This window comes from Mesorhizobium sp. M0217, from assembly GCF_040321955.1.
GTDB lineage: Bacteria > Pseudomonadota > Alphaproteobacteria > Rhizobiales > Rhizobiaceae > Mesorhizobium.
Map to the genome: position 1 here is coordinate 112,806 of NZ_JAMYSN010000017.1, position 20,284 is coordinate 133,089.

Sequence of the window (20,284 nt, forward strand, 5' to 3'; positions counted from 1 at the left end):
GCGCTTGCGTCAATTGCCGGCTTCATTAAGAGGTTTGTACCAGGCAGGTTCCGCAATAATATCCAGCGGTTTTGCGGCAAGAACCTGCCACAAAGAGACCGACCTTGGAGCGGAGCCAGCCTTTTGCGGCAGACAGGCATTCTTCCCGATCAGGACATTTCCGCGCTGTTTCAGTCCGGCGCGCTGAAGTCGCCGCGCGCGCTCGATGTCGACCAGGTGCAGCCGGCGAGCCTCGATCTCAGGCTCGGCGACAAGGCTTTTCGCGTGCGCGCCTCCTTCCTGCCGGGTCCCGATCATCTGGTGGCCGACAAGCTTCACCGGCTGAAATTGCACGAATTCACTCTCGCCGAGGGCGCGGTGCTGGAAACCGGCTGCGTCTACATCGTGCCGCTGCTCGAAAGCCTGGCGCTGCCCGCAAACGTGTCGGCCTCGGCCAACCCGAAGAGCTCGACCGGCCGGCTCGACATCTTCACCCGGGTGATGACCGATCGCGGCCATGAGTTCGACAAGATCGCCCCCGGCTATCACGGGCCGCTTTATCTCGAAGTCAGTCCACGCACCTTCCCGATCGTCGTACGCGCCGGATCGAGGCTGTCGCAGATCCGCTTTCGCACCGGCAACGCGCTGTTGTCGGAGGCAGAACTGAACGAATTGCACCGCGCCGAGATGCTGGTGGCGACCGAGCCGCCCAACATTTCCGGCGGCGGCATTGCGCTGTCGATCGATCTTGACGGCGACCAGAACGGCCTGGTCGGCTATCGCGGCAAGCATCACACCGGCTTGGTCGATGTCGACAAGCGCGCCGCCCAGGATGCCGTCGATTTCTGGGAGCCGCTCTATAAGAGCGGCGCCGGCGAACTGGTGCTCGACCCGGACGAGTTCTACATCCTGGTCAGCCGCGAAGCCGTGCACGTGCCGCCGCTCTACGCCGCCGAGATGACGCCCTTCGATCCGCTGGTTGGCGAATTCCGTGTTCACTATGCCGGCTTCTTCGATCCGGGCTTCGGCCATTCGGCCTCAGGCGGCACCGGCAGCCGGGCGGTGCTCGAAGTGCGCAGCCACGAAGTGCCGTTCATCCTCGACCACGGCCAGATCGTCGGCCGGCTCGTCTACGAACACATGCTGAAGCGGCCGCAGGCGCTTTACGGCACCGATCTCGGCTCGAATTACCAAGCGCAAGGCCTCAAGCTCTCCAAGCATTTCCGCCCCGCCGGCTGAACCTTCGATCACCGTCAGGCAAAATACTTGCCTGCGCTGCCTCACCATGCTTGGCTGCCTTTCGGTGGCCGGCAAGAGAACGGCGCGCAAGGGGAACCAAAATGCAGATTTCAAGATGGATCATATCGGCAGCGGGCGCTGCCATGCTGGTGATATCGGCCGGCTCGCTGGCTGAGGCGCAGGAGAAATTGAAGATCGGCACCGAGGGCGCTTATCCGCCCTTCAACACCATCACCGCGGACGGCAAGATCGAGGGCTTCGACATCGACATTGCCAATGCGCTGTGTGCGCAGATGAAGGTCGAGTGCGAGATCGTCACCCAGGACTGGGACGGCATCATCCCGGCGCTGCAGGCGAAAAAGTTCGACGCCATCATCGCCTCGATGAGCATCACCGAGGAGCGCAAGAAACAGGTCGCCTTCACCAACAAATACTACACGACGCCGCTGGCGCTTGTGGCGCCCAAGGACAGCGACCTCACTTCCACCGAACCGGCAGCCCTTGCCGGCAAGACGGTGGGCGCGCAGGCCTCGACCACTCAGGCCGACTATGCGCAGGACGCCTATGGCAAGGCCGGCGCCGAGGCGAAACTCTACCCCACCCAGGAAGAGGCGATCACCGACTTGCAGAACGGCCGTCTCGACGCCGTCATCTCCGACAAATTCGTGCTGATGGACTGGCTGAAGAAGGCGAGCGACGGCTGCTGCAAGCTTGTCGGTGACGTCAAGGGCACCGAGACGCAAGCCGGCATCGCTGTCCGCCTGGAAGACACGGCACTTCGCGACAAGCTCAACGCGGCGATAGACGCCATCGTCGCCGACGGCACCTACAAGAAGATCCAGGCCAAGTATTTCGACTTCGATATTTATTGACGGCGGGCGCTACCAATCTCCCCCCTCAAGGAGGGAGATTACGCTCTCAAAGCGCCTTCACCGCCACCTTCACCGGCTGCTCAATCTCCAGCGGGTTTCGCAGCGGCAGGCCGAAATCCGCGGCCTCGATCTCGAAAACGTCGCCGGCCTGAGTCTTGATGCCGTCGGCAAAGGACAGCGTCGCCGTGCCGAACATGTGCACATGCACGTCGCCCGGCTGGCGGAAGGCCGAATATTTGAAGTGATGATGTTCGAGATTGGCGATTGTGTGCGACATGTTCGCTTCGCCCGACAGGAACGGCTTTTCCCACAGCAAATTGCTGTCGCGATAGATTCGCGATGAGCCCCTGACGTCGGCCGGCAGGTCGCCGATCAGGATTTCCGGCCCGAACGAGGCGTTGCGCAGTTTGGAATGTGCCAGGAACAGATAGTTCACCCGCTCGGTAACATGATCGGAAAACTCGTTCGACAGCGTGAAGCCGACGCGGAACGGCGCGCCGTCGTCGCCGATGACATAGATGCCGGCGATTTCCGGCTCCTCGCCGGCGTCCTGCGCAAAGGCCGGCGACATCAGTGCGGCGCCCGGCGCCACCGCCATGGTGCCGTTGCCCTTGTAGAACCATTCCGGCTGCACGCCGGTCTGGCCCTTGGCCGGCTTGCCGCCTTCGAGCCCCATGCGGAACATCTTCATGGAATCGGTAAGCTGCTCCTCGCCGCCATCGCTGAGCTTCTTGTGCATGGAATCGCGCGTCGCCGCCGAGCCGAGATGGGTCAGGCCGGTGCCGGTCAGATGCAGATGCGCAGGATCGGGATGGTTGATCGGCGACACCAGCCGGCCCTTCTTGTAGACGGCGTCGAGGTCTATCGCTTCACCGAACCCCTTGCGCTCGATCAGCGCGGCGAGGCCCGTTCCGGTGCGCGCGGCTTCCATGGCCAGCGAATAGACGCTGCGGGCGCCGTTGATGATCCTGGTCTTGCCGCCGCCATTGCGGGCGACGACGCGGATGGTCTCGGCGTCGTCGAGGATCTGGGAGATTAGCATGATGAAATCCTCTCTCATGTGCCTTGGCCGGGTTGCCCCTTGGCAAACCTTGACCTGCGCGGCTCGGACCTCGCCGCGCCACGGGTTGAACTCTTCGTCCGGATTGCGCTCGCGAGCTCCATCCCTCGGGGGACTTCTTATGCCGACAACTTGCCGGCTGCGCCGCGACCGTATGCCTCCTGCTTGCCTCGCTGAAGCTTGTCAGGCCTTGTTCTTGTTGTAGACGTCGAAGATCACGGCGCCGAGCAGCACCAGGCCTTTGACCACCTGCTGCCAGTCGACATTGACGCCCATGATCGACATGCCGTTGTTCATCACGCCCATGATGAAGCCGCCGACGACCGCCCCGATAACCTGGCCGACGCCGCCCATCGCCGAGGCGCCGCCGATGAACACTGCGGCGATGACATCGAGCTCCGAGCCGAGACCCGCCGCCGGCACCGCCTGGCCGAGACGAGCCGCGATGATCAGGCCGCCAAGCGCCGACAGCACGCCCATATTGATGAACACCATCAGCGTCAGCCGCTCGGTGTTGATGCCCGACAGCTGCGCCGCCTTGGGATTGCCGCCCATGGCGTAGATGCGCCTCCCGATGGTCATGCGCTTGGTGACGAAGACGAACAGCGTGATCAGCACGCCCATGACCAGCAGCACCACGGGCAGGCCGCGGTAGCTGGCAAACTCATAGACCAGGAACAGCGCCAGCGCGCTGGCGACCAGCGTCTTGACGACGAACAGGGTGAAGGGCTCGGCCTCATAACCATGGCGTTCTCGTTTGCGCCGGGTGCGGACCCCGAAATAGGCATAGGCGAGCACGGCGATCAGCCCCAGCACGACCGTCGTCATGTGCAGGGTCACGCCGCTGCCCATGATGGTCTTGCCGGCTGCGTTCACGACCGGCGGGACGAGCGTCAGTGGGCCGATCACATCCGGGATGAAGCCGGAGCTGAGCATCTTGAAGTCGTCGGGAAGCGGACCCACCGACGAGCCGCCGCCAAGCAACGCCTGGCAAATGCCGCGGAAAATCAGCATGCCGGCCAGCGTGACAATGAAGCTCGGTATCCGGTGATAGGCGATCCAATACCCTTGCGCGGCGCCGATCAGGCCACCCGCGACCAGGCAGACGATCGAAACCACCAGCGGATTGCTCAGCGGTCCGAGCTGCCAGATGACCATCATGTTTGCCGCCAGCGCGCCGATGAAACCGGCGACCGATCCGACGCTGAGGTCGATATAGCCCGATACGATCACCAGCAGCATGCCGAGCGCCATCACGATGATGAAGGAGTTCTGCTGCACCAGATTGCTGAGATTGACCGGCTTGAACAACGTCCCCGACGTGGTGAACTGGAAGAACAGCATGATGACGATCAGGGCTATGATCAGTCCGTATTCGCGTAAATTCGTCGCCAGCGCCGAGACGGCGATGCGCGGGCGCTGTTCGTCGGCGACGTTGCCCTGCGGGGCGGGGGCGCTTTCGGTGCTCATGCTGCTTTTCCTTCTCCCCGGACGATGGCGCGCATTATCTTTTCCTGGCTTGCTTCCGCCGCCGGCATTTCGCCCACCATGCGCCCTTCGTTCATGACGTAGATGCGGTCGGTAATCCCCAGCAATTCCGGCATTTCCGACGAGATGACCACGATCGCCTTACCCTCCGAGGCAAGGCGCGCGATGATCGTGTAGATTTCATATTTGGCGCCGACATCGATGCCGCGTGTCGGCTCGTCGAGGATCAGCACGTCAGGGTCGGCAAACAACCATTTCGACAGCACCACCTTCTGCTGGTTGCCGCCGGAAAGATTGCCGGTCATCTGATAGACGCTTGACGCACGGATATTGGTCTTCTTGCGATAGTCGTTGGCGACCGCAAGCTCGCGCATGTCGTCGATCACGCTGTGGCGCGACACGCCGTCGAGATTGGCCAGCGTAATGTTATGCTTGATATGGTCGATAAGGTTGAGGCCGTAGGTTTTGCGGTCCTCGGTGACATAGGCGATGCCGTGTTGGACCGCCTTGCTTACCGAGGAGACATCGACCGGCTTGCCCTTGAGCAGCACTTCGCCGGTGATGCGGCGGCCATAGGAGCGGCCGAACAGGCTCATGGCGAATTCGGTGCGGCCGGCGCCCATCAGCCCGGCGATGCCGACCACCTCGCCCTTGCGCACATTGATGTCGATGCCCTTGATCACCTGTCGCTCGGCATGGAGCGGGTGATAGACCGACCAGTTCTTCACCTCGAACACGACTTCGCCGATCTTGGGCTCGCGCGGCGGATAGCGGTCGTCTAGCGAACGGCCGACCATCGAGGTGATGATGCGGTCTTCGGAGATATCCTTCTTGGCCAGCGTCTCGATGGTGCGCCCGTCACGGATGACGGTTACCTTGTCGGCGACCCGGTTGATCTCGTTGAGCTTGTGCGAGATCAGGATCGAGGTCATGCCTTGGCGCTTGAATTCGAGCAGAAGATCGAGCAGCGCCTGGCTGTCTTTCTCGCTGAGCGACGCGGTCGGCTCGTCGAGGATCAAAAGCTTGACGTCCTTGCTCAGCGCCTTGGCGATCTCGACCAGCTGCTGCTTGCCGACGCCGATATTGGTGATCAGTGTCTTGGGGTCCTCCTTGAGGCCCACCTTCTTCAACAGGGCAGCGGTGCGCGCCTCGTTGGCATCCCAGTCGATGACGCCGTATCGGGCGTTTTCGTTGCCGAGGAAGATATTTTCGGTGATCGACAGCATCGGCACCAGCGCTAGCTCCTGGTGGATGATGACGATGCCCTTGTGTTCGCTGTCATGGATACCTTTGAACTGGCATTCCTGACCCTGAAAAATGATCTGGCCGTCATAGGTGCCGGCGGGATAGACGCCCGACAGGACCTTCATCAGCGTCGACTTGCCGGCGCCGTTCTCGCCAACCACGGCGTGGATCTCGCCTTCTTCGACGCTGAGGTTGACGTTCGACAGCGCCTTCACGCCGGGGAACGTCTTGGTGATGTCGCGCATCTCCAAAATCGTCGTCATCAGGGCAAGCTCCTCCTGTTGCATGTCGCTCCAAAGTGCTTGCGGTTTGAGACAACGACATGCACGCAAACTAAGTCCGGTAGAAACAATACCGGGGTCGCTTGTGAACGGACAGGGGTCCTGCGTCGCGCAGGACCCCTGTCTTTATAAACGGATTACTTCAGTTCGTCGGCCTTGATGTAGCCGGAGTCGACGACCAGTGCCTGGTAGTTCGACTTGTCGACCTCATGCGGCGTCAAAAGGATCGAGGGGACGACCTTGACGTCGTTGTTGTAGGTCTTTTCATCGAGGCCGTCCGGCTTGCCGCCCGAGAGCACCTTGTCGACGAGTTCGACGGTGGCCTTGGCCAGTTCGCGGGTGTCCTTGAACACGGTCGAGTATTGCTCGCCCGTGATGATCAGCTTGACCGAAGCAGTCTCGGCGTCCTGGCCGGTCACGATCGGCCACGGCTGGGCGTCGGTGCCGTAACCCACGGCGCGCAGCGAAGCGGTGATGCCGCGCGACAGGCCGTCATAGGGCGAAAGAACGCCATCGACGCGGCTGCCGTCCGAGTAGTTGGCCGACAGCAGGTTGTCCATGCGCGCCTGGGCGGTGGCGGCGAGCCAGCGCAGCGTGCCGACCTTGTCCATGCCGGTCTGGCCGGACTTGATCTTGATCGAGCCGTCATCGATCAGCGGCTGCAGCACCGAGATTGCGCCGTTGTAGAAGAAGAAGGCGTTGTTGTCGTCCGGCGAGCCGCCGAACAGTTCGACGTTCCACGGCTTGGTGTTCGGGAAGCGCTCCTTGAGGCCCTTGACCAGCGAGTTCGCCTGGATCACGCCGACGCCGAAATTGTCGAAGGTGGTGTAGTAATCGACATTGGCGGTCTTCTTGATCAGGCGGTCATAGGCGACGACGACGACGCCGGCGTCAGCGGCCTTCTGCAGCGCGTCCGACAGGGTCGTGCCGTCGATCGAAGCGATGATCAGCGCCTTCGGGCCCTTGGTGATTTCGTTTTCCAGCTGGCTGAGCTGGTTGGGGATGTCGTCCTGAGCGTACTGCAGGTCGACCGTGTAGCCGAGAGCTTCGAGCTGGGACTTGACGGCATCGCCGTCATTGATCCAGCGCTGCGAGGTCTTGGTCGGCATCAGCACGCCGACAAGACCCTTGTCGGCTGCATGCGCCGAGTAGGTCATGGCAGCGATGCCAAGGGCCGCGACGGCGGCCAGTGTCTTGATGATTTTCACGTAAAACTCTCCCTGGTTGATGGACGCGACACCTCGGGGCTTCGCGGGCCGCGCAGTCGGGCGGATGCGCCAAAGCGCCGCCGCCGTCATAATCGATCTCCGGTATCCTCCCAATCGGCCCTCAGATTTAAATCGATACGATTTTGCTCGTCATCGACCGTCAAGTCTTGAGGACGCGCGAAAGTGTGACCCTTTGCCATAACTGTCAAATGCGATCTTCGGTGGTTGCTATACCAAAACCGGTATATGACTAAACCGGGCTGGAACAGTGGCGGAAGCGGGAAAAGGCATGGCGGCTTTACGAGGTCCTCAGGGAATTTCAAGCGGTTACGATGAATTGCCGGGCGATGGCGAGACACTTCTGCGTAGCGGCTTGAGCCTGCGTCACATGCGCATGATCGCAGCACTCGACGATCACGGTCGGGTGAGTGCTGCCGCCCAGGTGATGAACATCTCGCAGCCGGCGGCCTCGCGCATGATTTCCGAGATGGAAGCGGTGCTCGAGGTGAAGCTCTGCGAAAGGCTGCCGCGCGGCATCACGCTCACCCCTTACGGCAAGGCGCTGGCCCGGCGCGCGCGCTCGATCCTGCTCGAAATGCGCGAGGCCGACCGCGAAATATCGGAGCTCAAGGCCGGCAAGGGCGGCTCGGTGTTCCTTGGCGCGGTGACGGCGCCGGCGATCGAACTGGCGGTCCCGGCGATCCGCGAGATACGCCGCCTCTATCCGCGCATCGAGATTACCATGCAGGTCGAGACGTCGAATGTGCTGGCGCGCGAACTGATCGCCACGCGCCATGATTTCATCATCGCCCGTGTTCCCGAAGACCTCAATCCGCGCCTGTTCGAATCCCGTGTCATCGGCGTCGAGAAGGCCTGCCTGATCGTGCGCCGAGGCCACCCGCTGAGCAATGGCCATCCTCTTAACAATGGGAAGGCGGTGCGGCTGGAGGACACCGCCGCCTTTGACTGGGTGTTCCAGTCGGGCGGGTCGCCGCTGCGCCAGGCGATGGAGAGCAATTTCCTGAACCGCAACATCGCCCTGCCGGACCGCATCCTCAACACCTCGTCGCTGCTGCTCACATTGGTCATGGTAGCGCAGTCCGACGCCATCGCCCCGGTGTCGATCCAGGTGGCAAAATTCATCCAGAACCCCGACGGTCTCGCCGGCGCCATCGATGTCGTCCAGACCGAGTTTGACATCGAGGTCCGCCCCTACAGCCTGATCACGGTGAAGAACCGCGTCCTGTCGCCGGCAGCCAAGATGCTGCACGATTTTATCTTGCGGGAGGTGGGATAGGAACTGGAGCGGGTAGAGGGAATCGAACCCTCGCGTTCAGCTTGGGAAGCTGACAAGCTACCATTACATCATACCCGCATTGGCCTCTCGATATCATGACGGGCGTGCTTCGGGCAATCGCCCTTGGACAGCTCTTCGGAAACGGCTGTTGGAAACCCCGACCGATTGCGCCAGTCCGCCTGCCTTGATGCGGGCGCAGCAAGTGCGTATTCGTGGGTTTGTACCCCGAATCCGGGCAAACCAATCTGGAGGCAGGCCCCTTGTCCACAGTGACGCGCTTTCTCGGTGACTCGCCCTTCAGGGTGATCGTCAAACTGCTGGTCGTGTCGTTCCTCGTCGGCCTGGTCATGAATGCGTTCGGCTGGACGCCGATGGACGTCTTCTACCGCATCCAGGGTTTCTTCATCGATCTGTGGAATCTCGGCTTCAACGCGGTCTATCGCTTCTTGGGCTATATCCTGCTCGGCGCCGCGATCGTCGTGCCGGTGTTCATCCTGCTCAGGGTCGCGAACTACCGCAAGTGAAGCGGAGCATGATCCCGAAAAGTGGCAACCGGTTTTCGGAAAAGATCATGCTCAAACCAAAGGCCACTCAGGCAAAGTCCGACGCCACCTCGAACAGGATGGCGTGGCGCGCGGCGAGCGCTGCGACATCGGTCGAATAGCCGCCGCCGATGACACCGCAGACCGGGATGCCCAGCGCGCGGAAATGACCGATCACCATGGCGTCGCGGGCACGCACGCCGTCATCGCTGAGCGACAGCCGGCCAAGCCGGTCCTCGGCACGCACGTCGACACCGGCATTGTAGAAGACGATGTCCCAGTGCGCCTTGGCCGAGAGCTCCGGCAGGAGGACACCCAGCCGTTCGAGATAGGCGCCATCGCCGGTGCCGTCCGGCAGGGCAACGTCGAGATCGGAGGCAATCTTGCGCACCGGATAATTGCGCTCGCCATGCATGGAAAAGGTGAACGCGCGTGGCTCGTCTTTCAGGATGTCCGCGGTGCCGTCGCCCTGATGCACATCGAGATCGACGATCAGGATGTTTTTCACCGCGTCTTCGGCTAGCAGCACCAGCGAAGCGACGGCAACATCGTTGAAGGTGCAGAAGCCCGCGCCTTGCGCGCGCCGCGCATGGTGGCTGCCGCCGGCGCTGTTGCAGGCAATGCCATTGATAAGCGCCAGTCGCGCCGCCAGCACCGTGCCGCCGGCGGCGAGTTGCGCCCTGAGCGAAACGCGCGGTCCCACGGGAAAGCCGATCTCGCGCTCGATCTTTTCAGGCACTGAACACGTGATGACCTGGTCGACATAATCAGCCGCATGGGCGAGCTTCAGCCAGGAGGCCGGCGCCGGCTCGGGCATCGACAGCGCCCCGGCATGGATCAGACCCCTGATATGCAGGGCCTGCATCAGCAGCGGATATTTGCTCATCGGAAAGCGATGATTGACGGCGAAGCCGGCATCGTAGTCGGGATGATGGACGATCTGCAGGGGCATGGCTAAAGCAATTCCAGGAAAAGTGTGCAGCGGTTTTCCCGGGAGAAGCGCGTAGCGCTTCCCTTTGGGAATTGCTTAAAACCAGTACTGGGATCCGGCGGGCTCGCGCCAGAAGAACATTTCGGTTGGCCGTCACGGCAAGAGTGATTGCGCGGTGGCGGGAAAATGGGGCACATCGGCTGTTCGATCAAGCCGCAACCAGCAAGGCAGCAATCCCCTGGACACGGGTGCAACCCCAGCCGACGCGAGACCCTTCGCCGTCACCAACCGTTCGGTGCTCGCCATCGCCGTGCCGATGACGCTCGCCTATCTGACGACGCCGCTGCTCGGCATCGTCGACACGGCGGTGGTCGGGCAGTTCGGCGATGCCGCCCTGCTCGGCGGCCTGGCGGCCGGGGCCCTGGTCTTCGACGTCGTCTTCAGCACCTTCAATTTCCTGCGCTCCGGCACCACCGGCCTCGTCGCCCAGGCGTTTGGGCGCGGCGACGAAACCGAGGAGCAGGCGGTGTTCTGGCGCGCCGTGCTGATCGCGGCCGCCGCCGGCATCGTGCTTGTCGTCCTTGCGCCGCTGATCGCCATCGCCGGCCAGAAATTCATCGGCGGCGAAGCGCGCGTCGGCGAGGCGATGGGCGTCTATATCCACATCAGAATGCTCGCCGCCCCCTTCACGCTGATCAACTACGCCATCCTCGGCTATGTCCTTGGACGCGGCGAGGGCGGGCTTGGGCTGATGCTGCAGGCGGTGCTCAACGGCATCAACATCGTGCTTTGCATCCTGCTCGGCCTGAGGCTTGGCTGGGGCGTCGCCGGCGTGGCCTGGGCGACCGTCACCGGCGAATGTCTGGCCATGCTGCTGGGTCTCGCCATCGTTGTCTGGCGGTTCCGGGCCGCACCCCGCCTGCCGCGGCATCGCCTGCTCGACATGCCCGCTTTCCTGCGCATGCTGTCGCTCAACCGCGATATCATGATCCGCTCGTTCTCGCTGCTCGCCGCTTTCGCGCTGTTCACCCGCCAGGGCGCGCAGTTCGGCACGCTGACGCTGGCCGCCAATGCCGTGCTGATGAACTTCTTTCTCGTCGCCGGCTATTTCCTCGACGGTTTTGCCACAGCCGCCGAGCAGTTGGCGGGACGCGCGATCGGCGCACGCGCCGAGACGGCGTTCCGCCGGGCGGTGCGTCTGACCTTGTTCTGGGGGTTCGGCCTCGCCGGAACCGCGACGCTGATCTTCTGGCTCGGCGGCGCCGGCCTGATTTCGTTGATCGCCACGTCGCAGGACGTTCGTGCTGCTGCCGACATCTATCTGCCGTGGGCGGCACTGACACCGTTGAGCGGCGTGCTGGCCTTCCAGATGGACGGCGTCTTCATCGGCGCCACGTGGTCGCGCGACATGCGCAACATGATGCTGGTGTCGTTCCTGGCCTTCAGCGCCGCATTGTTCAGCTTGGCGCCGTCTCTCGGCAATCGCGGCCTGTGGGCGGCGCTGCACGTTTTCCTGCTGGTGCGCGGCTTCAGCCTAATGGCCATCCTGCGGCTCCGGTTGCGCACGGCGTTTTAGAGCGGCCTGGCAGCCCACTGATCGAGCCGGCTGTCGCGCAGTTCGCGCAATGATTTCAGCCGCTCCTTGTCGGCAAATCGCACCATCCCGGCAAGGATGCGCCCCGGCAGCGCCGGCCCGGCATAGATCATGCCGGTGTAGAGCTGGACGAGATCGGCGCCGGCGCGGATTTTTTCCAGCGCGGCATCAGTGGAATCGACGCCGCCGACGCCGATAATGGCGCGCTCCGGCCCGAGCAGCCGACGCATCTTGGCCAGCACGATGGTCGAGCGCTCGAACAGCGGTTTTCCCGAGAGCCCGCCGGTCTCGCCGCTTGTGCTACGCAATCCGGTCCGCGCCAGCGTCGTGTTGGAGACGATGACGCCGTCGATCTGCTTCTCGCTGACTTCGGCGGCGATGTCCTCCAGCTCGGCCTCGACCAGATCGGGCGCGATCTTGAGGAAGAGGGGCGGCTGCGCCGAAGCTGCTGCACGCACCGCCATGACCCGAGACAACAGTTCGCCGAGCTGTTCGCGCGCCTGCATGGTGCGCAGGCCGGGCGTGTTGGGCGACGAGATGTTGACGGTGAGATAACTGGCGTATTTCGCAAAGCGGGAAACGCCCAACTCATAGTCACGGACACGATCGGCGCTGTCCTTGTTGGCGCCGATGTTGACGCCGACGATGCCGACGCGTCCTTTGCGGGCGGCAAGGCGCATCTCGGCCGCTTCGTGGCCCCCATTGTTAAAACCCAGCCGGTTGATCACCGCGTCATCCTCCGTCAGCCGGAAAATGCGCGGCTTCGGATTGCCCGCCTGCGGCAGCGGCGTCACGGTGCCGACTTCGGCAAAGCCGAAGCCGAGGCCAAGCAGCGCGTCGGGCACTTCGGCGTTCTTGTCGTAGCCGGCGGCCATGCCGAGCGGATTGGGGAAGGCGATGCCACAGAGGCTGAGCTTCAACCTGTCGTCGCGCACCGTCCGCCCGCCGACCGGCAGACCGCAGCGCAGCGCCGCGATCGACATGCCATGCGCCGTTTCCGGGTCGAAGGTGAACAGTAGTTTCTGGCCGATGCGGTCGAACACGCTCATTCGGCCTCCAGCGCCGGAAACTGGTGCGGGCCGTCGGCGCCGAGCGGCAATGGCCGCACCCACAGCACGGCGGTCATATCGAGCACGCCATAGAGATGCGGAAACAGCGCGCCGCCGCGCGAGACCTCGTATTTCAGCGCGTCACCGAGCAGCGCCCCGTCGATGGCGATCAGCAGCAAATCCGTCTGGCCGGCGAAATGCTTCGCTGCCGTCTCCCTGGCCTGATCAGCGGTGGAGAAATGGATGAAGCCGTCGGCGATGTCGATCGGAGCGCCGGTGAAGCGGCCGTTTTTCTCGGCCTCGCGCCAAAGGGCTTCGGGCGCGATCTTGTAGATGATCTGAGACATTGTTGCGCTATAAAGCAATTCCAGGAAAAGTGTGAAGCGGTTTTCCGCCCGGAATTGCGTTAAAACAAGGAGATAGAGCGGAGCGCCGTGGAACGGCGACCCGCTCTGGTCCGGATGGCTCATGCGGGGAAGGGCAACTCGTCCGCATTTACGGCGCAAAGCTGTGATAGGTTGCGCATACTGGCTCGTGGAGGATGGAACATGCGTCTGCAGCACATACTGATCCCCGCCGCACTGGTCTCGCTGGTCGCGGCATCGGCCTGGTCCGAGGAGACCGACCGCTACCGGCTGGAGAAAACGGCCAACGGCTATGTCCGCATGGATACCCGGACCGGCGCCATGTCGATCTGCGAGGAGCGCTCCGGCCAGCTCGTCTGCAAGATCGCGGCCGACGAACGCGCTGCCTTCCAGGATGAGATCGATCGTTTGCAGTCCTCGATGAAGGCCATGGACGAACGCGTCGCCAGGTTGGAGAATTCGCTGTCGGCCCGTCTCGAATCGAAATTGCCGAGCGAGGAGGATTTCGACAAGACGATGAGCTATATGGAGCGCATGCTGCGCGGCTTCATGGGCATCGTCAAGGAAATGGACAAGGATGACGGCGCCAATCTCAATTCGCAAAAGACCTGAACTGCCCGGCGGGGAATGCCCCGTCCGGCCATTGCCGCATGAAGACAAAGCGCTTCGCCGCATAATCGTCCGGTCCCGTAAAAGCCGATAATCAATAAGGGATTTGGGGAGGAACATTTGCCGTCGGGTTACACCTTCGTCATCGCCGACGACCATCCGCTTTTCCGCGGCGCGCTGAAAGAGGCGCTTGCCGGCGTTGGTGATGTCGCAGCCATTCACGAGGCCGGCGATTTCGAAAGCGCCAAGGTCCTGGTCGTGGCCAATGAGGATGTCGACCTGGTGCTGCTCGACCTGTCGATGCCGGGCGCCAGCGGCCTGTCCGGTCTGATCGCGCTGCGCGGCATCCACCCGGCGGTGCCGCTGGTGGTGGTGTCGGCACATGACGACCCGGTGACCATCCGGCGCGCGCTCGATCTCGGCGCGTCCGGCTTCATCTCCAAATCGGCCAGTATGGAAGAGATTCGCAGCGCCGTGCAGACGGTGCTGGCCGGCGACATCGCAGCACCCGTCGGCATCGACCTCGGCGTCGAGCGCGACCCCGAAATATCCGACCTGATCAAGCGGCTGCAGGCGCTGACACCGCAGCAGACGCGTGTCCTCGGCATGCTGGCCGAAGGCCTGCTCAACAAGCAGATCGCGTACGAACTCAGCGTCTCCGAAGCGACTGTAAAGGCGCATGTCTCGGCCATCCTGCAAAAGCTCGGCGTCGACAGCCGCACCCAGGCGGTGATCCAGCTGTCCAAGATCGGCAGCGATCCGTTGCAGCCAGCAGGCTAAAGCGCATCGCGCTGAACGGATTCATGCGACCCGCTTTAGCTCTTGTTCGATGCATGTCGTGGTCCCAGAACCGGGGCACACTTCTGGGCGACATGCATTGAACCCTACTCGGCCGCCCATGCCAGCGGCCTGACCCTTGCCATCATGGAACGCAGCACGGCCGGCTTCAGCGGCTTGTTGATCACCGGCACGTCCAGGGCGGCGGCAGCGGCACGGACCTCGGTGGAGCGGTCGGCGGTGACCAGCACGGCCGGCAGGTCCGAACCATGGATGTCACGCAGGCGGGCGATGATGTCGAGGCCGCTTCTGCCATCGAGATGATAGTCGGCAAGCACGATGTCGGGACGATCGGCCCTGCCAAAATCCTCCGAACCCGAAAACGTGCCGATGCTGCAGCCCCAGCCCTCGAGCAGAAGCCGCATGCCGTCGAGGATGCGGGCGTCGTTGTCGATGCACATGACGCGCAGGCCGGCCAGCGAATTCGCGGTGCGGGCAGGCGCCTTCGGCTCGACCTCGCGCCGCGGCGCCTCAACCGCCGCAACCGGCAGGATAACGGAAAAGCGCGTACCCTTGCCCGGGTTGGAAAAGATCTGGATCTCGAGCCGCAGCACCCGCGCGATGCGGTCGACGATGGACAGGCCAAGGCCGAGACCTTCGGCCTCGCGCACGCCTTCGTCCAGCCGGGTGAACTCGTTGAAGACCGTGTTCAGCTTGTCGCCGGCAATGCCGATGCCAGTGTCGATCACCTGGATTTCGGCGAGTTCGCCGCGCCGTCGCACGCCGACCAGGATGCGGCCATGGGGGGTGTATTTGATGGCATTGGAGACCAGATTCTGGATCAGCCGGCGCAGCAGGTTGCGGTCCGTCAACACGCTGAGCGACGAGGCTATGATCGTCAGATCGAGTTTCTTTTCGGCGGCGAGCGGCTGAAAATCATTGCCGATCTGGCGCAGCAGCCCGTCCAGGCGGAAGGCGCTGTCGTCCGGCTTCATCGCGCCGGCGTCGAGGCGGGAAATGTCGAGCACGGCGCCCAGGATCGTCTCGACCGATTCGAGCGAGGATTCGATGTTGATAGCAGCCTCCCCGGCCGGGCCCTTGCCGGCCTTTTCGATCAGCGACGAGCAGTAGAGACGGGCGGCGTTCAGCGGCTGCAGGATGTCGTGGCCGGCGGCGGCGAGGAAGCGCGTCTTGCCCAGATTGGCCTCCTCGGCCAGCATCTGCGCCTGCGCCAACTCCTCATTGACCCGGGTCAACTCCTCGTTGACCCTAGTCAGTTCGATGGTACGCGTCTTGACCCGCTGCTCCAGCGATTCATTGGCCCGCTTCAGCGCCAAATCCTGTTCGACGCGTCCTGATATGTCGGCATAGGTGGCAACGATGCCACCGTCCGGCATCGGGTTGGAACGCAGTTCGAGGATTCGGCCACTGGTCGTCAACTCCATCTGCCATGGGCTGACGAAGCTGGTCAGCCGGTTGAGCATCGCCACGCGCTGGTCGGCCGGGATATCGCCGCGCTCGGCGAGGTGGCGCAGGATGCGGTCGAGCGAGACGCCGACCTGGCCCATCTCGTCGGGCAGGTCGAACAGCGCGCGATATTGTCTGTTCCAGCAGATCAGACGAAAATCGCGGTCGAATACGGTGATGCCCTGCTCCATCTGGTCGAGCGCGATCTGCAGCAGGTCGCGATTGTGCTGCAGCGCTTCGGTGGCGTCGTCGAGCAGGCGAAAGGCGTCCTTGGACTCGCGGTCGTTGCGGCGAAACAGCAGCGACAGGATCAGCCGCGCCGAAGACGAGCCGACCGCGCTCGCCAGCAGCTGCTCGGAAAAGCGGATGACATCCATGCTGGCCTGCTCATTGCCGTGCAGCGAGACGCCATTGCTTTTCTCGAAGGATTGGAAGGAGCGCTCGGTGCGCTCGACGCCGAGGTAGCGCGAGATGGTGTCCTTCAGCACGTTGACGGTGATGGCGGTGCGGAAGCGGCGCAGGCTGGGCATCGGGCCGGATTCGCGCGGCACGAAGATCGACGCCTGGATCCGCTCCAGCGGCACTGACGCGCGCGACAGCGAGCCGAGCACGAAGAACAGCGTGTTGACCGACAGGCTCCAGAGCACGCCGTGGTTCAACGGTTCGGCGACGGTGCCGAACAGAGCCTGCGGCCGCAGCGCCTCGAAACCGAACAACCCCTGCACGACGATGTCCGCGTCGGCTGCCGAGAGCGACGGCAAAAGCAGCGTATAGCCCCAGACGAGGATGCCGGCGACCATGCCAAGGGCCGCGCCGCGGCCATTGGCGCCGCGCCAGATCAGCCCGCCGATCAGCGCCGGCGCGAATTGGGCGATTGCCGCGAACGACATCAGGCCGATCGACGACAGCCGCGCCGAGTTGGTGCTTTCGCGGTAGTAGAGGAAGGCGATGAACAACAGGATGAAGATGGCGCCGCGCCGCACGTTGAGGATCAGCGTCGACCAATCCTCATTCTCAGAGGTCGTGGTCTTGAGCAGGCGGCGCACGAACAGCGGGATGACGAGGTCGTTGGAGATCATGATCGACAGCGCCACGCTTTCGACGATCACCATGGCGGTCGCCGCCGACAGCCCACCGATGAAGGCGGCCATGGCGAGGAAGTCATGGCCGCCGAACAAGGGCAGCGCCAGCACATAGAGGTCACTGGTGGTTTTGGCGCCGACCAGCGCCAGGCCGGCGAAGGCGATCGGCAGCACGAACAGGTTTATCGCCACGAGATAGAGCGGAAACACCCAGGTCGCGGTGCGCAGTTCGGCCTCGCCGCGGTTCTCGACGATGGTGACGTAGAACTGGCGCGGCAGCATGATGATGGCAAAGCCGCTCAGGCAAGTCAGCACCAGCCAGGTGGCGAGCGAGGTGTTGTAGCCCATGGCTTGCCGCACCTGGCTGTTTTCGGCCAGCTTGTCGATCATGTCGCCCAGGCCACCGAAGATCAGGAAGGTGACCATCAGGCCGATCGCCAGGAAGGCGGCGAGCTTGACCACGGTTTCGACCGCCACCGCCAGCACCAGCCCGTCCTGGTGCTCGGTGGCGTCGGCATGGCGGGTGCCGAACAGCACCGCAAACAGCGCCAAGAGCATGGCCACCACCAGCGAGATGTCGCTGACGAAGGGATCGAAGGAGGGCGGCGATCCCGTATAATGCTCGACCATCAGGCCGACCGAACCGGAGATCGCCTTCAATTGCAGTGCGATATAGGGCACCGCGCCGATGGTGGCGATCAGCGTGGCGATCGCCGAGACGGCAAAGCTCTTGCCGTAGCGCGCGCCGAGGAAGTCGGCGATCGAGGTGATCTTCTCGCTCTTGGCCAGCCGCACGATGCGATTGAGCAGCGGAAAGCCGAACACGAACACCAGCACCGGCCCGGTGTAGATGCCCAAAAATTCGAGGCCGCGCTCGGAGGACAGGCCGACCGAGCCGAAAAAGGTCCAGGAGGTGCAGTAGATGGCGAGGCTGAGCGCATAGATGAAGGGCCGGGCGTGGCCGGGTCCCGACGCCGTCGACCGCCGGTCGCCAAGGCTGGCGATGGCGAACAGCAGCGTCACATAGGCGACGGCAATGATGACGATGAACCAGCCCTGCACGGCCCGAAAATCCTCCTCGGCCAGCTTTCACCCCGGCCTGCCCAGAGGCAATCACAGCTCTAAGGTCAAGTCCATCGCGGCTTTCGGCGCATGGTCGCGACGCCGCCCTGTCGAACCGTGAACCAAGGTAAGGAGAAAGCGGTGTTTTCCAGCTTTTGCTTCTGTTGCAGCCGCAGGTTTTTGTTATGGTGCGCACGGGCCGACGCCGGAGGGACGGCGGCAGCGCGGTCCGTCATGACAAGGAGGGTCGTATGCTGAAAGAATTCCAGGAATTCATTTCCAAAGGAAATGTGATGGACCTTGCGGTCGGCGTCATCATCGGCGCGGCCTTCAGCAAGATCGTCGATTCTCTTGTCAATGACATCATCATGCCTTTCATCGGCGCACTTGGTGGCGTCGACTTTTCCAACTACTTCATAGGCCTCTCATCAACAGTGCATTCGACCAATCTTGCCGACGCGCGTAAGGAAGGCGCGGTGTTCGCCTACGGCAATTTTATCACCGTGGCGCTGAATTTCGTCATCCTGGCTTTCATCATCTTCCTGATGGTAAAGGCCGTGAACAACATGCGCAAGCGGCTCGAGCGGGAGAAGCCGGCCGCACCTGCGGCTCCGCCACCGGCCGACGTCGCTTTGCTCACCGAAATTCGCGATCTCCTCGCCAGGAAATAGACAAGGCCAGATTTCTGGACCAAAACCCCGGTCGTTCGCGGCCGGGGTTTTCTGTTGCCGCATCTGCTAAGAGCATCCGCCAATGCATGTCGCCCATAAGTGCGCAGCGGTTCTGGATAATGACATGCATCAAAGCAGACATCAAAACGGACCTGTTCATGACCCTGATCGATAGCTTGCGCGCCGAAGCGGTGGCCGCCCCCGAAAGCGGCATTGTCGCCGTCGTCAATTACGGCCGTACGCGCGAGGGCATGATCCCGCTCTGGGCCGGTGAAGGCGATTTGCCGACGCCTGCCTTCATTTCGGAAGCCGCCGCCAAGGGGCTCGCCAATGGCGAGACCTTCTATACCTGGCAGAAAGGCATTCCGGAGCTGAGGCAAGCGCTTTCTCGCTACTATGCCAGGCATTTCGGCAAGAGCTTCGCCGAAGAGGAATTCATCGCCACCGGTTCCGGCATGCATGCCATTCAGTTGGCATTAGCCGCGGTCGCCGGCAGCGGCGACGAGGTGGTCTATCTCTCCCCGGCCTGGCCGAATTTCGCCGCCGCCGCCGGTATTTCCGGCGCTACCCCGGTTGCGGTCACGCTCGACCAGTCGGGCAATGGCTGGTCCTGCGATGTCGACAAGATTGCGGCTGCGGTGACGCCGCGCACCAAGGCGCTGTTCGTCAACACGCCATCGAACCCCACCGGCTGGACGGCCGATAAGGAAACGCTGCAGGCGATCCTGAATCTCGCCCGCCAAAAGGGTCTGTGGATCATCGCCGACGAGATCTATTCGCTGTTCCACTACGGCCACGGCCGTGCGCCGTCCTTCCTCGACATTTCGACCGCGGAAGACCGCATCCTGTTCGTCAACTCCTTTTCCAAGAACTGGGCGATGACCGGCTGGCGCGTCGGCTGGATCAAGACCCATCCCGAGCTGCAGCAGGTATTCGAGAACCTGATCCAGTATTCGACCTCAGGCGTCGCCCAGTTCATGCAGCGCGGCGCCGTCGCGGCGCTGGACCACGGTGATGCCTTCATCGTCGAGCAGGTGGAGCGCGCCAGGAAAGCGCGCGACCTGGTCTGCGATATTCTCGGCGCAACCGGCAAAGCGCGCTTCACCGTGCCGCAAGGCGCGTTCTATTTGTTTTTCACGGTCGACGGCATCACCGATCCGCGCCGGGCTGCTTTCGACATCGTCGACAAGGCCAATGTCGGCCTGGCGCCGGGCACCGCCTTCGGCCCTGGCGGAGAGGCGTTTTTGCGCCTGTGCTTCCACCGCCGCCTCGACCAGCTCGAGGAAGCGGCACATCGCTTGGCGGGATGGATGAGGACGGTTTGAGATAAATGGGCGGCGGCTTCAGCCGCCCGACTTCGGCACCAGCAGTGGCACAATCCGGTCGCTCTTGGCGACAGTGGGCCGTCCGGCGGAGCCGTAGGGAATGCCCAGCGCATCCCATGTCTCGACCAGCGCGTCCTGAAG

Annotated in this window: 17 protein-coding genes and 1 tRNA gene; 9 read left to right on the forward strand and 9 right to left on the reverse strand. The window is 63.0% G+C overall.

The features are described 5' to 3' along the window. The first annotated feature begins 123 nt into the window (after positions 1-123). Both NKJ18_RS23680 and NKJ18_RS23685 read left to right on the forward strand, forming a co-directional pair. On the forward strand, positions 124-1,218 hold the full coding sequence (locus tag NKJ18_RS23680) for a 2'-deoxycytidine 5'-triphosphate deaminase (RefSeq protein ID WP_023818781.1): 1,095 nt from the start codon (positions 124-126) through the stop codon (positions 1,216-1,218). Between the two features lie 101 nt (positions 1,219-1,319). Next, positions 1,320-2,090 carry an ABC transporter substrate-binding protein gene (locus NKJ18_RS23685; RefSeq protein ID WP_023688688.1) on the forward strand — a complete coding sequence of 257 codons (771 nt, stop codon included), beginning with the start codon at positions 1,320-1,322 and terminating at the stop codon, positions 2,088-2,090. Positions 2,091-2,136: 46 nt separating this feature from the next. Here NKJ18_RS23685 and araD1 read toward each other — a convergent pair whose 3' ends face one another. From araD1 to chvE, 4 genes are all read right to left on the reverse strand, one after another. After that, the gene (gene araD1, locus NKJ18_RS23690) at positions 2,137-3,132 is read right to left on the reverse strand and encodes an AraD1 family protein (RefSeq protein WP_023692527.1); all 996 of its coding nucleotides are present in this window, start codon (positions 3,130-3,132) and stop codon (positions 2,137-2,139) included. Positions 3,133-3,333: 201 nt separating this feature from the next. Continuing rightward, positions 3,334-4,620 carry a multiple monosaccharide ABC transporter permease gene (gene mmsB, locus NKJ18_RS23695; protein ID WP_023669637.1) on the reverse strand — a complete coding sequence of 429 codons (1,287 nt, stop codon included), beginning with the start codon at positions 4,618-4,620 and terminating at the stop codon, positions 3,334-3,336. Continuing rightward, a complete protein-coding gene (gene mmsA / locus NKJ18_RS23700) occupies positions 4,617-6,149 on the reverse strand; it encodes a multiple monosaccharide ABC transporter ATP-binding protein (RefSeq protein ID WP_027049369.1) in 1,533 nt (510 codons plus the stop codon). The genes mmsB and mmsA overlap by 4 nt, the downstream gene beginning before the upstream one ends. 152 nt (positions 6,150-6,301) lie before the next feature. Then, positions 6,302-7,372: a multiple monosaccharide ABC transporter substrate-binding protein gene (gene chvE, locus NKJ18_RS23705; protein WP_023681943.1), complete on the reverse strand. Its 1,071-nt coding sequence runs from the start codon at positions 7,370-7,372 to the stop codon at positions 6,302-6,304. 289 nt (positions 7,373-7,661) lie between these two features. On the opposite strand from chvE, the gene NKJ18_RS23710 reads away from it, so the two are divergent. Further along, positions 7,662-8,669 carry a LysR family transcriptional regulator gene (locus NKJ18_RS23710; protein WP_023681942.1) on the forward strand — a complete coding sequence of 336 codons (1,008 nt, stop codon included), beginning with the start codon at positions 7,662-7,664 and terminating at the stop codon, positions 8,667-8,669. Between the two features lie 4 nt (positions 8,670-8,673). Here NKJ18_RS23710 and NKJ18_RS23715 read toward each other — a convergent pair. Next, positions 8,674-8,747 (reverse strand) — tRNA-Gly (locus NKJ18_RS23715). Positions 8,748-8,929: 182 nt separating this feature from the next. On the opposite strand from NKJ18_RS23715, the gene NKJ18_RS23720 reads away from it, so the two are divergent. Further along, complete coding sequence (locus tag NKJ18_RS23720) at positions 8,930-9,193, forward strand: DUF6460 domain-containing protein (protein ID WP_352759901.1); 264 nt, start codon at positions 8,930-8,932, stop codon at positions 9,191-9,193. A 67-nt stretch (positions 9,194-9,260) separates the two neighbouring features. Here the strand turns inward: NKJ18_RS23720 and NKJ18_RS23725 are convergent, their stop codons facing one another. Beyond that, positions 9,261-10,163: a histone deacetylase family protein gene (locus NKJ18_RS23725; protein ID WP_352759904.1), complete on the reverse strand. Its 903-nt coding sequence runs from the start codon at positions 10,161-10,163 to the stop codon at positions 9,261-9,263. A gap of 217 nt (positions 10,164-10,380) precedes the next feature. On the opposite strand from NKJ18_RS23725, the gene NKJ18_RS23730 reads away from it, so the two are divergent. Then, the gene (locus tag NKJ18_RS23730) at positions 10,381-11,718 is read left to right on the forward strand and encodes an MATE family efflux transporter (RefSeq protein WP_352759922.1); all 1,338 of its coding nucleotides are present in this window, start codon (positions 10,381-10,383) and stop codon (positions 11,716-11,718) included. Here the strand turns inward: NKJ18_RS23730 and NKJ18_RS23735 are convergent. Together NKJ18_RS23735 and NKJ18_RS23740 are read right to left on the reverse strand one after the other, a co-directional pair. Then, the gene (locus NKJ18_RS23735) at positions 11,715-12,785 is read right to left on the reverse strand and encodes a quinone-dependent dihydroorotate dehydrogenase (RefSeq protein WP_352759907.1); all 1,071 of its coding nucleotides are present in this window, start codon (positions 12,783-12,785) and stop codon (positions 11,715-11,717) included. The genes NKJ18_RS23730 and NKJ18_RS23735 overlap by 4 nt on opposite strands. Further along, positions 12,782-13,132 carry a DUF952 domain-containing protein gene (locus NKJ18_RS23740; RefSeq protein ID WP_023696684.1) on the reverse strand — a complete coding sequence of 117 codons (351 nt, stop codon included), beginning with the start codon at positions 13,130-13,132 and terminating at the stop codon, positions 12,782-12,784. Before NKJ18_RS23740 ends, NKJ18_RS23735 begins: the two co-directional genes overlap by 4 nt. Before the next feature lie 201 nt (positions 13,133-13,333). Between NKJ18_RS23740 and NKJ18_RS23745 the strand changes: the two genes are divergently transcribed. Beyond that, on the forward strand, positions 13,334-13,762 hold the full coding sequence (locus tag NKJ18_RS23745) for a hypothetical protein (protein WP_352759910.1): 429 nt from the start codon (positions 13,334-13,336) through the stop codon (positions 13,760-13,762). Positions 13,763-13,879: 117 nt separating this feature from the next. Continuing rightward, positions 13,880-14,539 (forward strand): response regulator, encoded by a 660-nt coding sequence (locus tag NKJ18_RS23750; RefSeq protein ID WP_023669647.1) that lies wholly within the window; start codon positions 13,880-13,882, stop codon positions 14,537-14,539. Between the two features lie 104 nt (positions 14,540-14,643). Here NKJ18_RS23750 and NKJ18_RS23755 read toward each other — a convergent pair whose 3' ends face one another. Next, complete coding sequence (locus NKJ18_RS23755; protein WP_352759913.1) at positions 14,644-18,147, reverse strand: PAS domain-containing hybrid sensor histidine kinase/response regulator; 3,504 nt, start codon at positions 18,145-18,147, stop codon at positions 14,644-14,646. 251 nt (positions 18,148-18,398) lie between these two features. Here NKJ18_RS23755 and mscL point away from each other — a divergent pair, with 251 nt between their 5' ends. Both mscL and NKJ18_RS23765 read left to right on the forward strand, forming a co-directional pair. Further along, on the forward strand, positions 18,399-18,818 hold the full coding sequence (gene mscL / locus NKJ18_RS23760; RefSeq protein ID WP_023681933.1) for a large conductance mechanosensitive channel protein MscL: 420 nt from the start codon (positions 18,399-18,401) through the stop codon (positions 18,816-18,818). Between the two features lie 158 nt (positions 18,819-18,976). Continuing rightward, the gene (locus NKJ18_RS23765) at positions 18,977-20,143 is read left to right on the forward strand and encodes a pyridoxal phosphate-dependent aminotransferase (protein WP_023669650.1); all 1,167 of its coding nucleotides are present in this window, start codon (positions 18,977-18,979) and stop codon (positions 20,141-20,143) included. Positions 20,144-20,284 lie beyond the last annotated feature (141 nt).